The sequence below is a fragment of the Methanosarcina sp. 1.H.A.2.2 genome (assembly GCF_000979975.1).
GTDB lineage: Archaea > Halobacteriota > Methanosarcinia > Methanosarcinales > Methanosarcinaceae > Methanosarcina.
Map to the genome: position 1 here is coordinate 15,665 of NZ_JJQL01000008.1, position 13,896 is coordinate 29,560.

The 13,896-nt window shown below is 42.0% G+C and carries 15 protein-coding genes; 3 read left to right on the forward strand and 12 right to left on the reverse strand.

Going from position 1 to position 13,896, the window contains the following annotated elements; all coding sequences use genetic code 11:
• Positions 1-220 precede the first annotated feature (220 nt).
• Together EO93_RS01925 and EO93_RS01930 are read left to right on the forward strand one after the other, a co-directional pair.
• Positions 221-415, forward strand: coding sequence for a hypothetical protein (locus EO93_RS01925; RefSeq protein WP_048131429.1), 195 nt, complete (start codon positions 221-223; stop codon positions 413-415).
• 838 nt (positions 416-1,253) lie between these two features.
• On the forward strand, positions 1,254-2,171 hold the full coding sequence (locus EO93_RS01930) for a hypothetical protein (RefSeq protein WP_235282804.1): 918 nt from the start codon (positions 1,254-1,256) through the stop codon (positions 2,169-2,171).
• Between the two features lie 103 nt (positions 2,172-2,274).
• Here EO93_RS01930 and EO93_RS01935 read toward each other — a convergent pair whose 3' ends face one another.
• The 4 genes from EO93_RS01935 to EO93_RS01950 form a co-directional block, all read right to left on the reverse strand.
• Positions 2,275-3,636: a PFL family protein gene (locus EO93_RS01935; RefSeq protein WP_048131428.1), complete on the reverse strand. Its 1,362-nt coding sequence runs from the start codon at positions 3,634-3,636 to the stop codon at positions 2,275-2,277.
• 26 nt (positions 3,637-3,662) lie between these two features.
• Positions 3,663-3,941, reverse strand: a complete 279-nt coding sequence (locus EO93_RS01940) for an ACT domain-containing protein (protein WP_048131427.1) — start codon at positions 3,939-3,941, stop codon at positions 3,663-3,665.
• A gap of 283 nt (positions 3,942-4,224) precedes the next feature.
• Positions 4,225-4,773 carry a shikimate kinase gene (locus EO93_RS01945; protein ID WP_255350190.1) on the reverse strand — a complete coding sequence of 183 codons (549 nt, stop codon included), beginning with the start codon at positions 4,771-4,773 and terminating at the stop codon, positions 4,225-4,227.
• 308 nt (positions 4,774-5,081) lie between these two features.
• On the reverse strand, positions 5,082-5,498 hold the full coding sequence (locus tag EO93_RS01950; protein ID WP_235284075.1) for a hypothetical protein: 417 nt from the start codon (positions 5,496-5,498) through the stop codon (positions 5,082-5,084).
• Between the two features lie 182 nt (positions 5,499-5,680).
• Here EO93_RS01950 and EO93_RS17165 point away from each other — a divergent pair, with 182 nt between their 5' ends.
• Positions 5,681-5,857: a hypothetical protein gene (locus EO93_RS17165; RefSeq protein WP_156161204.1), complete on the forward strand. Its 177-nt coding sequence runs from the start codon at positions 5,681-5,683 to the stop codon at positions 5,855-5,857.
• A 158-nt stretch (positions 5,858-6,015) separates the two neighbouring features.
• Here the strand turns inward: EO93_RS17165 and EO93_RS01955 are convergent, their stop codons facing one another.
• The 8 genes from EO93_RS01955 to EO93_RS01995 all read right to left on the reverse strand — a co-directional run bounded on the left by EO93_RS01955 (position 6,016) and on the right by EO93_RS01995 (position 13,252).
• The gene (locus EO93_RS01955; protein ID WP_048131426.1) at positions 6,016-6,549 is read right to left on the reverse strand and encodes a tRNA (cytidine(56)-2'-O)-methyltransferase; all 534 of its coding nucleotides are present in this window, start codon (positions 6,547-6,549) and stop codon (positions 6,016-6,018) included.
• Between the two features lie 82 nt (positions 6,550-6,631).
• Positions 6,632-8,152, reverse strand: coding sequence for an AMP phosphorylase (locus tag EO93_RS01960; RefSeq protein ID WP_048160913.1), 1,521 nt, complete (start codon positions 8,150-8,152; stop codon positions 6,632-6,634).
• A gap of 331 nt (positions 8,153-8,483) precedes the next feature.
• Positions 8,484-9,359 carry a DMT family transporter gene (locus EO93_RS01965; RefSeq protein ID WP_048131424.1) on the reverse strand — a complete coding sequence of 292 codons (876 nt, stop codon included), beginning with the start codon at positions 9,357-9,359 and terminating at the stop codon, positions 8,484-8,486.
• Positions 9,360-9,557: 198 nt separating this feature from the next.
• Positions 9,558-9,764 carry a hypothetical protein gene (locus tag EO93_RS01970; RefSeq protein ID WP_048131423.1) on the reverse strand — a complete coding sequence of 69 codons (207 nt, stop codon included), beginning with the start codon at positions 9,762-9,764 and terminating at the stop codon, positions 9,558-9,560.
• A gap of 552 nt (positions 9,765-10,316) precedes the next feature.
• On the reverse strand, positions 10,317-10,634 hold the full coding sequence (locus tag EO93_RS01975) for a hypothetical protein (protein WP_048160915.1): 318 nt from the start codon (positions 10,632-10,634) through the stop codon (positions 10,317-10,319).
• The gene (locus tag EO93_RS01980; protein WP_156161205.1) at positions 10,615-11,634 is read right to left on the reverse strand and encodes a hypothetical protein; all 1,020 of its coding nucleotides are present in this window, start codon (positions 11,632-11,634) and stop codon (positions 10,615-10,617) included. Before EO93_RS01980 ends, EO93_RS01975 begins: the two co-directional genes overlap by 20 nt.
• A 1-nt stretch (position 11,635) precedes the next feature.
• On the reverse strand, positions 11,636-12,421 hold the full coding sequence (locus EO93_RS01990; protein WP_048160921.1) for a hypothetical protein: 786 nt from the start codon (positions 12,419-12,421) through the stop codon (positions 11,636-11,638).
• 609 nt (positions 12,422-13,030) lie between these two features.
• On the reverse strand, positions 13,031-13,252 hold the full coding sequence (locus tag EO93_RS01995; RefSeq protein ID WP_200894970.1) for a hypothetical protein: 222 nt from the start codon (positions 13,250-13,252) through the stop codon (positions 13,031-13,033).
• Positions 13,253-13,896: the final 644 nt, after the last annotated feature.

The following is a 13,896-nucleotide window of genomic DNA, read 5'->3' on the forward strand; positions in this document are numbered from 1 at the left end:
GTCGAAAGCATATTTGAAAAACACCTCCCGATTTTGATCCCCCAATTATAATTTATCTGGAAAATATATAAGGTTACTTCTGCAAAAGAATAAAGGATCTTCCCCTGTTTATTAATTCTAAACAACCTTTAGATTGACTATTCCAAGGTTCTGAAACCTTAAAAACCAAAATAGACAGCCGGATAAAAAACAAAAACCTAACTCGACTGAAAAAACAGAAATGGGCTTCAAAAGCGGTAAAAAACGGCATTTTTATATACCTGCATTTCAGTACTATTTTTACATACAAAAAGGATTTTTCTTGATAGTTTTTAAAAGGAGGATAACAGTTATGGATTTTAAAGCAATTCTTGCAATACTTGCATTCTGCACTCTTTACTACATCTACCACTATTCATCCGGCGCCATAGTCTGAGAAAAAAAATTGTAGAAAAAGGAGTGTAAAGCTATGGATTTTAAAGCAATTCTTGCATTATTAGTCTTTGCCGTCCTTTACTATATATACCATTATTCCAACGGAGCCATAGCCTGAAAAGAAAAAAGAAAAGCAATGCAATGCAAAAGACTCTCTGAAATTGCATTATGAGATCTAATGGATATGATTGTATTATGTATAAGTGCCGTATCTGGACTTAAGAAATATTTTAATTAATTATTAAAATTACATCGTTCTGCCTGATATTCTAAGTTCTGTGAAAACAAGACTGGAGACAGAGTATTTTCCAGGCAACATTTAATGTAGATTTAATTCGATTAAATTCATATTTAATTCATATTTAATTCATATTTAATTCATATTTAATTCAATTTTAATTGCACCCTTACTCGTTTTTTGGCATGTTTTTTTCTTACTCTTAATTTTCTGTTACCTCTGAGTTAAAAGATTCAGGGATTTTACGCTTTGTTCTATAAATGCTGTAGAGGATTGCATCATATACTTGAAAATTCATCTTATTACCTGAAAATATTTGAACCAGGGAAAACATAAATATAATGTAAATTAGGGGAAAAAACAGAGGATAGGGGGATTGATAAAATAAGGGATTTTTTAAAAAGAATAGACTTAAAAACTCTTCTTGCAATTCTCGTTTTTCTGACACTTTACTATATATACCATTTTTCTGGCGGAGCTATAGATTAAAAACAAATAAAATAGAAAGATCAAAAAAATAACATATTAAAGCAGTAACGGACGTCTTAGAAGTACTCATAAAAAGAGAAACAGGAGTATTATACTAATAAAGGCATAACTGATGAAAAGGAGCTTCAAAGCTGTGCTTTCAAGAGAAAATGATCAAGCAATGCATAAAGGGCTGGATTCCATCGATGAGGAGTTTGATGAAGGAGTCAGCCAGGCTCTTACCTCCCTGACAGAGATAGGTAAAGGTTACCTTAGCGAAAGAAAGGAACTGGAAGCTGAGAAGACGGTATCTTCCATAAAAGAAATAGGAAAGGCTGCTGCCCTTCAGGGTATGGAAAACGCAGCAGTCAATGCTATAAGATCCCTGGAGAAGATGCTCCAGATCTCAATGAAGCAGAATATGGAAGGAACAACTGTCAGGGTCCTGCTCTCTTTTGGAGCTATAGGGAAAATCGCTGCCGAACAGCAACTTGAGATGGTAGCCAAACTTGCAGCATCGGTGCTGGGGGAAAGCGGGAACACGGCGGCTCTACTCAACAGGGAAAGAGAAACCATTGCTGTTACAATCGGCCTTGGGGAAATTGGAAAAGCGGTTGCCAGGATGAAATTCCCTGATTATTCAGAAAATGCCGCTATATGTATCACCTGCCTTGGAGAAACCGGGAAACTGGCTGCTCAGAAAACCCTTGAAGAAGCTGCAATAGGAGCAGAACTTATGTTAGAAGAGATGGCTGCAGCAGCCATGGAAGAAAACCTTCAAAGTGCGGCAGGAAGTATTGCAACTTCTATTGAGGAGATAGGAAAAAGCGCTGAAGAAGAAGATATGGAAAATGCCGTTTTCCAGGCTGCATCCGCACTCCAGACAATTATGAGCAGTGCTGGAAACAGATACCTGAATGATGCCTCAATTGCGGCAAAGGTTGCCCTTGAATCTTTTAACGAATTTGATATAATTAACGACGAAGCCAGTATAAGGAAAATAGAAGAAATCAGGGAAATGATGAGAGCACTGTGGATGAATACGAAGTAAAAAAGCGGAAAAAACAATGAAAGTAAAAAACAATGAAAGTAAAAAACAATCCCATAAAAATAATCCCAAAAAATAATTCCGGAAAAAGTTTCCGGAAACAGCCTTAATTTGTCAGTGACTGGATAGGAGCCGGAATTCTTCCTCCCCGCTTTACAAAAGTCTCCGAACTGAAATTGCTTACTGCCATAATAGGTGCACTTCCGAGCAGCCCACCGAATTCCACGGAATCTCCCACTCTTTTTCCGGGTGCGGGAATAACCCTGACTGCAGTTGTCTTTTTGTTTATTACCCCAATTGCCATCTCATCAGCAATGATTGCGGAAAGGGTAGTAGCAGGGGTATCGCCAGGGACTGCTATCATGTCAAGACCAACGGAACAGACGCTGGTCATGGCTTCGAGTTTTTCGAGAGTCAGCGCCCCGACTTTAACCGCTTCGATCATTCCTGCGTCCTCACTGACCGGAATGAATGCCCCGCTGAGGCCTCCTACTGAAGAAGAAGCCATTGCTCCGCCTTTTTTTACGGCATCGTTAAGAAGCGCAAGGGCAGCAGTCGTTCCGTGGACCCCACAGCGCTCAAGCCCCATGGCTTCCAGAATCGCGGCAACACTATCCCCGATTTCCGGAGTTGGAGCAAGCGAGAGGTCGAGAATCCCGAATTCCACACCAAGCTTTCTAGAAACTTCCCTTCCTACCATCTCCCCCATGCGTGTGATTTTGAAGGCTGTCTTTTTGATCGTCTCGGAAATTTCAGTAAGGTTAGGGTTTTCAAGTTCGCGAACGGCTGCGTTAACCACGCCCGGCCCACTTACACCCACATTGATAACACACTCTGGTTCACCTATTCCGTGAAAAGCTCCTGCCATAAAGGGGTTGTCTTCAGGGGCATTTGCAAAAACCACCAGTTTGGCACAGCCTATCCCGTCTCTGTCAGCAGTTAATTCCGCAGTCTTTTTGATTATATTTCCCATCAGGCCGACTGCATCCATGTTAATGCCTGCTTTTGTGGTTGCAACGTTTACGGACGAGCAGACCTTTTCAGTAGAGGCAAGAGCTTCAGGAATGGAATTTATCAGTTTGAGGTCTCCCCGGGTTTCCCCTTTATGCACAAGGGCGCTGAATCCTCCTATAAAGTCCACACCTGCGGCCTTTGCAGCTTCATCCATTGTCTTTGCAACGGAAACGAAGTCAGGAGATTTGCAGCTTTCAGCTACTATCGCTATGGGAGTTACGGAAATCCGCCTGTTGATAATAGGAATTCCGTAAAGGCTCTGGATCTCATTCGTTGTCCGGACAAGCTCCTTTGCCCGGGAAGTTATTTTTTCATAGATGTTCTCGTTGAAAACCTCAATATCAGGGTGGCTGCAGTCCCGGAGGCTGATTCCCATAGTGACGGTCCTTATGTCCAGGTGTTCCATCCTGACCATCTGAATTGTTTCCAGAATTTCTTTAGGGTTTATAAGCATGAAAAATTCTCCTGCGTCCTCACAGATCAGATCCTGTGCATGAAACGGAAAGCATCTTCATGCTGCACCTTGATCTCAACTCCAAGGCTCTTTCCTTCGACACCCATAGCCTGCTGGAAAGCCGCAAGGTCAAAGTTTTCCTTCGGGGCTTCTGCAAGCATGATCATGGTAAAGATGCCCTGCATGATAGTCTGGCTGATATCGACAATATTTACATTGTAACTGGCCATCACCGTGGTGACTCTGGCAACAATACCTACCCTGTCACTGCCAATAACCGTGATAATGAAACGACTTGATGTCATGAAATGTCTCCTGTTGATCCTGCTTTATTCTACAGGTTAATACATAAAAGATGTAAACAAGGAAATTTTGTTCAGATTGAAGACCTGATAGATAATAAAGTAAACTGCTCAGCCCCTAAGTAAACTGCTCCAGTCCCGAAGTAAACCCTCTGATACTGAAGTAGATGCTCTGATCCCGCTATAACTAAAAATCTTGAGAGGATATGTAAAGGAAACAGGGGTTGGAAATAAAACAATATCGATGTCGAATTAACTCATCATCTATGAAAAGCTGATCCTTGGATCAGGCCTCCGTCTCAAAACAGAGCTGGATTATCTTCCCCATAATCCCCTTAATATTTTCCCTTCCTTTAAGTTTTATTGAAAAATCAGCATACTTAGAATACAAAACCAGCCTTTCTTCAAAAAGTTCTTTAAGGCTTCTGTCCCTGAGCCCTACTATGCCCCTCTTTCTTGCGTTAGGGATCCTTTTTACGATGCTTCTGAAAGGGGCGTCCAGAAAGACTATCTTTGAGATATCTGTTAAGTGTCCCATGGCTTTTTCGGAATAAACCACGCTTCCGCCAGGAGAGATAATACAGTTATCCACCTGCCCAAGCCCCAGAATAGCTTCTTCTTCAAACCTGATAAGAGCGTAATCGCCCTGTTTGTCAATCAGGGCTTGAAGAGGCAATCCAGTCCTCTGCGTAATCAGGCCATCGACATCAATAAAAGTATAATCCAGGTGCTTTGCAAGTGCCCTTCCGATAGTACTTTTCCCCGCTCCTGCCATGCCAATTAATGTTATGTTCATTGCCACACGCTTCCTGCCTGCAAAAATCAAGGAATTCACTGACTGAAATTCCCATAGGTGAAAGGCCTGCAGTCCATAAGTAATCAGGACAAAATATAATCTTCTGCTATATAAAATATACAACGCGAGTATTTTTAAAAAAAGGCAAAATTATGAGATGCGTCTTGAATTTCCTCAGTCTGACCAGGAACTTCCCGGATAGTTTTTACGATTATTGGACAATTTTACGTAAAAATTTCATAAAGATTAGAATATTGCCATCTACTTCACCGCATAAGCAGGAAGAGATAAGGCTTATTCTGTAATGCCATGAAAAAGATTTCAAAATAATATAAGACATTGAGAGGCTATTTCCTAACCTGCTGCTCTTTTCTGTTTACTTGCTGAGAGCTCAGGCTGCAAATACATTTTTCAACCTCTTTAGAGGAGTGCATGAAAGCAGAAATATACTCCAGAAGGATAACCCTGCTGCCGGAGATATAATGCCTGAAAAAGCTTCGTGTCGTCAGCTTATCCACCTGTTCCAGGGAAACAATTGAAAGGTACATAAGAAGCCGGATAAAAAATACAAGATGGAGCACAAGCATTTTGACCCAGGGGCTATCAGAACTGATAGCCAGCCCGCAGATCCAGTTGCAGAGCTTGAGGGAGTGCGAGAGCAGCCTGATATTATAAAAGTGCAAAAAAAGAGCCAGGACTGTAAAGAGAAACGCAGATACAGCTAATAAATTAATTTCCTGCGCTGTTAAGTCCATATGGTTCATTAACCCTTATTTCTCGCTATTATTTGAATTTATTCTTTTTTAAGATCCGGTTTTCAATTTAGATCAGTCAGGCATTTGCTGAAAGCAGATTTAAGTTTATACTTTCCCATTTAAAGCTCAATCCAGGGAAGTTTATTCAGAAAAAGAGTAAAGAAAACCGGAAGGGATGCCCGACAAATAAAGTGTCTGACCAGAAAAATTTGTCTGCCTGCACCCCTGTAACCGGACCTTACCTCAATTTTCCGGAGCCGTTAAAAAATCACACCTATCAGCCCCTTCTTATGGGAAAGAAAACGGAAAATCCGGATATTGCCGTTAGCATGAGGAATGGTCTGCCTATGGACACCCCTCTTATGTAAAACTTATATTTAACACTTATCTACAAATTCGTAATAAGAGATGAGATCGTGCCTAATTAAAGACTTTAGATCTCAGGGATCTGTCTGTATTCAAAAAAATATAAAAATGAAAATTAATAGCCGGGATAATTAATAGCCCGGATAATTTATAGTCTGGCTTATTCCCTGACGTTTTCGATTACGTGTTTACCCCTTTCAGCCGGGATAATTGTCAGTTCGGCACCTGGAAACTCTTTCTCAAGCGGCTCGCCCTCTGCGATCCTGTCCATTGTGATTGCAACTGCCGCAACTTCGGAATGGGGCTGGCCGCCCACAGCTACGTTCCAGTCAGCGAGCTGGTAAATTTCAGGAGGGACCTTTTCTGCGCCGACAACGATCATGAGCTTTTCGCACTTTTTGAGTTCGCCAGTAACATCTGGCAGGTTAACCCCGTACATGGAAAGGTGACAGACTTTTCCGCCTTCTTCTTTCCAGTTCCTGATTTCCTGCTTGAAGTTAACATTATTTTTAATATAGAAATGCCCACCCCAGCGATTGACCACATCTTCGAGGCTCTGCACAATCCCCGGGTCATCAGAAGCAAGAAGCATGCCTTCAGCTCCCAGCATCCTGGCAGTTAAGCCAACATGGGTGGTAATTCTCTTATCCCTCTCAGGGCGATGCCCCAGGCGCAGCAATACAATCCTCTTCATGCTCGGCTAAAACCCTGACAAGGTATTAAAGGGTTTCACTGAAGTTTCACTGAAACAGGGAAAAAAGGAAAAAATATGGGTATTACTGGAACCCATAAATTCCAGGGATTCTCTTCAGAAGCATGCCTTCGACTATTATCGGGTTTGTTCTCTGGGCCGTTGTCAATGCGATATCGAGCTTGAATTCTTTTTCAGCATAGATTGTGAGAATAGAGTCTCCTTTTTTGACCTGTTCTCCCATTTTCTTGTGGATAGCGACCCCGGCTCCTTTGTCACTCGGAGCTCCTGCAAGCCTGGCAATCTCAATTATCCATTTATTGTCAAACTCGATAACATATCCATCTGTAGAAGCAAAGATATCAGCAGTGTACTGGCCTACCTGTATATCATCGGATTTAATATTCGGGTCTCCGCCCTGGGCTTCAATGATCTGTCTCATTTTTTCAAGAGCTTTTCCGCTCCTGAGCGTTTCCAGTGCAATTTCTTTTCCGCGGTCCCTTGGAGCCGCCCCTCCCATCTCAAGAAGAATACCAGCAAGGGCAGCGCTCTTTTCAATAAGGCTGTTTGGACCTTCCATGCTTTCCAGCACTTTCAGGGCCTCCCTGACCTCCAGCGCCGGACCCACCCTTCTTCCTATGGGAGACGAACCGTAGGTGATAGCACACTCGACGTTCATTCCGAGCCTGTGCCCGAGGTTAATCAGGTCTCTTGCCAGTTTCTGCCCTTCCTGGACAGTGGGGACCTTTGTGCTTGGCCCGACGGGGATGTCCATTACCACATTATCGGCTCCTATAGCTCCCTTTTTTGCCATGATTGAAGCAAGCATCTGGCAGTACGGATCAATGGATAGAGGGTACTCAACTCTGATGAGCTTGTCATCCGCAGGTGCGATATTGGTGGCTCCACCCCAGACAAGAGCCCCTCCCACTTTCTCGGTTATCTCCTTGACTTCCTGAGAGCTGAACTCAACAGGACAGAGCACTTCCATGAGGTCTGCAGTGCCTCCTGCACCTGTGATTGCTCTGGAACTTGTCTTTGGGATAAGCAGCCCGTTTGCAGCGACGATAGGGACAACGAGAAGAGAGATTTTGTTTCCGGGCACTCCTCCTATCGAGTGCTTGTCCATGATAGGATGAGTATCAAATTCGATCCGGTCTCCGCTGTCGATCATAGCCCTTGTCAGCCATTCGACTTCATCATCAGTCATCCCATGAATATAAGAAGATGTTATAAAAGCCGAAAGTTCGACATCACTGAGGTTTTCCTCCACGATATCGTTTACAAGCAATTTGATCTCATCCTGGGCAACAGGTTTTTTGTCCATCATCTTCTTGATAACGCTTGCAGATTTGGAGCGGAATGCCGGGACAACTTCTACTGGCTTATCCCAGTCCTGGAAGTGCGCATAAACTTCAGAAAAAACTCCAAGCGTGCCCGGAGGAACCATGTCCTCGGTTGTGTCCACAATAGCAGAAAGGCTTTTATGTCCACGGATGCGGACCCTATCTCCGGGATTAATTCCCAGCTCCTTCGCATCGGCAATATTAAATAACGCTTTGTGCTGCCCTATTTTTATGTCAAAATGTTCCAGTTGCAATTGCATTAATTAAACACCATCCTTTTCATTCTCAATATTATTGTGAATTTGTAATTGTAATTTATTTCGCCCGAATCAGACACTCTGCTGGTTTCTAAACCCCGTAAACCGACAGAAAGTCTGAAAAAGATGGAAATTAAGAGCAGAGATAATAGATATCAGGTAAGATCTCAGATCAGGTAAGATCTCAGATCAGGTAAGATCTTAGACTATAATATTAAACTGAGCTAACATATTAACCTTCATATTATTTTAAGTAGTTCCGTAAAACCTTATTGGAAGCAAAAGAGACCTCAGGAAGAAAGACTGCAGGAAGAAAAAATAAAAGAAAAAAGGTTCATTTTCGGTCCTGTATCAGTATAACTGCCGCAAGTACAAGCAGAACCCCTGCTAACTGCCAGCCTGATAGCATTTCCCTGAAAAAGAAAAAACCTACAAGGGTACCCACAACCGGCTCTACCGTTGCTACTATGGATGCCCTGCTGGATTCGACTTCCTCAAGCCCTTTTGTGTACAGCAGGTAGGCAAGTACGGTGGGAAAAAAGCCCAGGCCTGCAAGGTAGATCCAGAAATTGCCCGTAAAAAAAGCTCCTGTAAAATTTTCAAAATTGTTAAAAGGCAGAAGGGCCAGGCTTGCAAAAATGAAGGTATAAGCTGCAATTGTCATTGTATGGTACTTTTTGAGGGCAGCTTTTCCGAAAATGCTGTAAAGGGCATATCCGAAACCCGCCCCTAATCCCGTAAGAAGCCCTGACCCGGAAATGGAAAAAGAATCCCCGAGCCCCGGAAGATAACCGGTTACAAAAGCGCATCCCACAAGAGTCAGCCCCAGAGAAACAAATTTTTTTACTCCCAGGCTTTCCCTGAAAAAAACTCTGGAAAGGACTGCAACAAATGCAGGAGCTGTGTAGAGCAGAGTAACGGCAATTGCAATCGAGGTTTCCCTGATTGTGGTAAAATAGCAGAGGTTAAAGAAAGCAAGGCTGAAGATGCCTGTCCCCACAAAATAAAGAGAATCCCGAACCCTTATTTTCAGCAGTTCCGGCCTGGTAAAAAGAAGATAAATCAGCATGATTACAGCCGCTGAGAGAACCCTCAGGGTTACAACCTGAAGTGGGGAAAATCCGAAACCATAAAAGCCTCGGACAAAAATCCCTATCGTACCCCACAGGACCGCACCTGCAGCAATCAGTAAATATGCCCGTTTTTGCATTCCGTAACCTTCTTTTGCCAGATCTTCAGTTTAGTGTACCTGTTCCCATTTGAAATCTTCGTTTAGTGGAATTTGTGACCGAAGGATCCAGCTGAAAAAATAGAGCATGATTTGAATAATCACTCATTAAATCAAAAAAGAAAGAGAGAAGAAAGAGAAAAGAAAAAGGAATAAAAATAAGTACGCATTGGAGTTTATTTATTTGTACTTAGATATAGAAACAAGACCCCTGGCAATAGCTATTGCAATAATAGATATCAAGAACGTAGTTAAGAGAACCATGGTAAGATTCTCTTCATCAGCAAATTTGAACATAAAATAGAAGAGAATAGCACTTAACGCTAATCCAACAAGCAGCAAGATTGCTGCAGGTCCTCCCAAAATCTTTTCAGTATCCTTACGCATAAAGACAGTCCCTCCTGAGATAATTCACCAGCAAATTATATTTCCAAATTATTATTTTCAAGTTATCCATTTTAAGGATCTTTAATACTTCAAGAAACCTGAATGTAACAAAATTAAGCGGTAACTATATTTTCTAACGGAAAGAATTGATTTTAATTCATTAAAGCAACCAGAGATGAGAATGCATTATTAAAGGGGATCTCTATAGCTTTAAGCGTACCGATTCTTAATATTTTAGAAAAGAATCAGGATTATTGAAATATATGCTTCAGGTATGTACAACCTTCTAAGTATTAAATAAATTTATAGTTTTTGATTTTGAAAACCAGATAATACCTCTTAGAAAACCTGTTTTTTGAAATAACAAATTGCTGGCTCACCCGAATCTGTCACGCTCAACGCAGGAGAGCGGTCTTACAAAACAGCCTGTGAGGGACGGGGTATTCGTGATCCTCCGCACTCCATTAGTAATAAGAGAGTGGGCCTGTATAAAGTTCGTCAAAAAAAGGAGTTGATTTTGGAAAAGGGATTTCCCTTCTCCAAAAGCTGTGGTCAACGTTTATTCGGAAGAAGGAGCCGGATCATATAAATTCCTATAACCAGGACTACCAAACTAAAGATTGCCTGCATAAGTGCCTGGTACCTTGGATGGAAAAGGGCAATTATCGCTTCTTGCATATTGAAGAAAAAAGAGAAAAGGGCAATGAAAATCAGCGCCACAAGGACCACCAGCACTGCTGCATTTACGAGTTTTTTAAACGATGCATCATTATTGTCCTGTGCATCCCCTTTCCCCGGCTTTCGGACCTCCATAGCCTGATGATCCGTATCCTTTTCCTCAACGCAGGAATTACCTTCTTCTCCAGCCATATAATTCCTCATTCCCATCTTTTTTACTCTTCGGGCCTTTCCTGTGCATAACACATGCTGTCAGCAAGAGGGCTGCAAATACTATCGAACCCTCAAACCCAGGAGTATCTTCTTTTTCCGGGGCTTCAACAGGCATGTCTTCTTCCACAAGCGGGTAATTTTTGGTAACTTGCCACTCGATCTTATCCATTTTTATTGGTTCAGGAACTTCGGACGTGACTATTTCCCGGCCATTTTCTTCCACAGTAACCGAAAATGTATATTCGTCCCTTCTAGGGAACACAAAGCGCACATGCCCTCTAAGCCGGCTTGAACCTTTGACAATCCCGAGTTCGTCACTTTCGGTATATGCGGTGTAGGGATCGGTCCTTGCAGTGACCACCATGGTCAGAGCTTTGGAATCTCCTCCCTGATTATAAACCCCCGGAGAGATATCCACCACAACCTTTGCGTCCCTATCAGTGAACTGGGTAATTACAAGGTTCATGTCGGTAAGCAGGATATCGGCCGGCTGGTCCGCGAAGGTTTCCGCTTTTATAGTAACAAAGCTGCCCCCTGAATCAAGAAGCTGGCCTTCCTTGAAAAGCTGGACCTCAACCTCATAATCCCCTGGGTCCGCAACCCCCAGAGAAACACTATTGTAGGCCAGGGACCGGGCTTTGATATAACCCATGTCGAGATCTTTTTCTGCCACAATCAGCTGGGTTTCCTGATCAATGATCTTGACTTTAACGGAAAGCATCGAACTGTCAGTGTTCTGGTCATTCCGGATATAAGGGGTGACCGTCAGAAGAGCACCCTCACCCTGCGGAGTGGACATCACATCCACATCCTGGATGAAAATCTCCTCATACTCCCTGAAAATGCCTCCTGGCTTCTCAAAACAGCCGGAAGAGAAGGTTAAAACCAGGCAAATGCTGATAAAAAATCCAATAAAAAATAATAGGGGAGATTTTTTAGATTTAATCGAAACCCTGAATCCCATGGAAACCAAACCCATATTATAGTTTTACTTTAAGCACAAGGGTCTGGGAATCAATAAGATAATCACCCTGCATCAGATTTACATACACATCGGTCTCCCCGTTGGGAGCGTCGTTCAAAACTGGAAGCTTCACCCCCCAGGTATAGGAGGTCCCACCCTTTGCCATCGCCTCGGTGATGTTAATGCTCGCATTGCCTCCAATTAGCTTATTTTCAATATCAACAAGCACGTACATGGATCCGCCTGTTATGGTTGTCTGTCCATGATTTTTAGCAGAGAATTTCACAGTGACGTTTTCGCCTTTCTCAGTTTCCCAGGTAGAAACAGGAGGTGCTGCACGCAGCTTGTCGATGCTTTCGGCAAAGCCTACGAACTGCAGCTTCGCATCAGGAAGGACAACGGTCTGAACAGGCACGGCCTTTGTCCTGATTACGGGTTTTCCCTCTTCATCAATACCCGAAGCATACGACAGGATCAAGATAGAGGTATTTTCAACCCCGCCAAAAGAAGGAGCCATAACCCTGAAACTGACAGAAGCCCGCTTACCTGCAGGAATATTCACCTGTGAGCTTGACCCGACAATCGTAAAAGGATCAAATGAACTTACAGACACCGCATCAATCGCCTGGGCGCTGTTGTTGTTGAATACGGACACGGAAACATCCTGCTCATTAAACTCCTTGATAACCAGGGGTTCTGTGCTCACATCCAGATCTTCAGAATCAACCGGAGAAGTCGTTGATTCGCAGCCAGATACAAAGATTACTGAAACGAGTACTATCAAAGCCAGAAACTTCTTCATATAAGTACCTCCTCAAATTTCAAAGTCCAGTATTTCTGGAGTTAAATAGCGATGAGTAGATGTGACTCCTTAGACCCCTTAACCCAAAGATCGAAAATAAGCCTGAACATACCCAGTAAGCCGGAGCTTTAGTTTTTAACATATTTTCACTATCAATAAAATCTACATATGAACATATAAGGGTTACTATCCATAGACCGGCATAAATATAAATATTTAATATACAAAAGCTGAATAAAATTGCGTGCGGTCCCCCTCCATAAACAGGCTGTCCTGCAATTACCGCCAGTAAGAACTGAATTCCTTCTTTTTCGATTTAGAGGCTTGAGATACCTTATATTTTACATGTTTTTGCCCTAAAAATGAATTGTCGGACAACCTGCGAAGGACGGAATATTCGTGACCCTCCGCACTCCCGTAATAATAAAAATTACATGAAAAGAGCAAATACTAAATAAGATAGAAAAATCGGTACGAGTACAAACAAAAGAGAATTAAGCACGCATTAACAGCACTGTTTTTACTCAAATTTTCATGACAGAGCGGCTACAGCATTCGTGGCGAGAGAGGATACGGCCTGAAGAAATCAGCCAATAAAAAATTAAGTTTTTAGAGAAACTCAAGGCATAGGCATACGTAATATTCTCTTGCAATTCTTTTAAGCCAGTCTGGAACAATGCAGTACCTGTCAACAATAAGCTCATTCAGGTAGTAGAGGGACTCTTCAGTTTTGCATTCACTGAGCCTCTTTAAAGCCGTCCTTCTCCCCCATGCAGATCTCTCGTTGTCAAGAGCTTCAAGATAAAGCTGGTATTCTTTGCTGTCATCCATTAAAGTAAAATTATCTAACAAAGAATATAAATATTTGTATCCGGTGTCGGAAGCAGCGATATCCAGAAGGTTTTCAAGAGATTTTCAGAGACTGCAATTGTAGATTTCGATGGACAGGACAATTTTAGGACTTTTCAACGTATCCGAATAGTGAACCTTCAGAATTCCGGGTAAATCTAAAAAAATAAGGACTTTTCTGAAGAAAAGGCCAGGGTAATCAAAAATCGATCCCTGAAAAGAAAATAAAAGGGAATCCCCTTTATACAGTGATCCGTAAAAAAGTGTTATCATGTCGTAGAGTATAAAAATAGGAAAGGAGAATTCCCATGCAATGATCAGTTGATGAGAATTCCTGCACAAGGTTTTTTTGTTCGCTATGCTGACGAAGTAAGTAATAATTCTTCAAAAAAGATATATAATTACCGGCATTGAAATTTCAATATAGGTAACATATTGGCTCACATTGAAATGTTTAACGCCAGCAATAATTTTAAGAGCTTCACTAATTATTTACATCTAAAAATTATTTTGGATTAAACGATGAAAAGTGGAGAACCAGGGAAATAATTACTAATTTAACAGATGTCTTTCCGTGTGTGGGACATACATATTCAACTATACTTAAGTGCTAATTTATACTTATC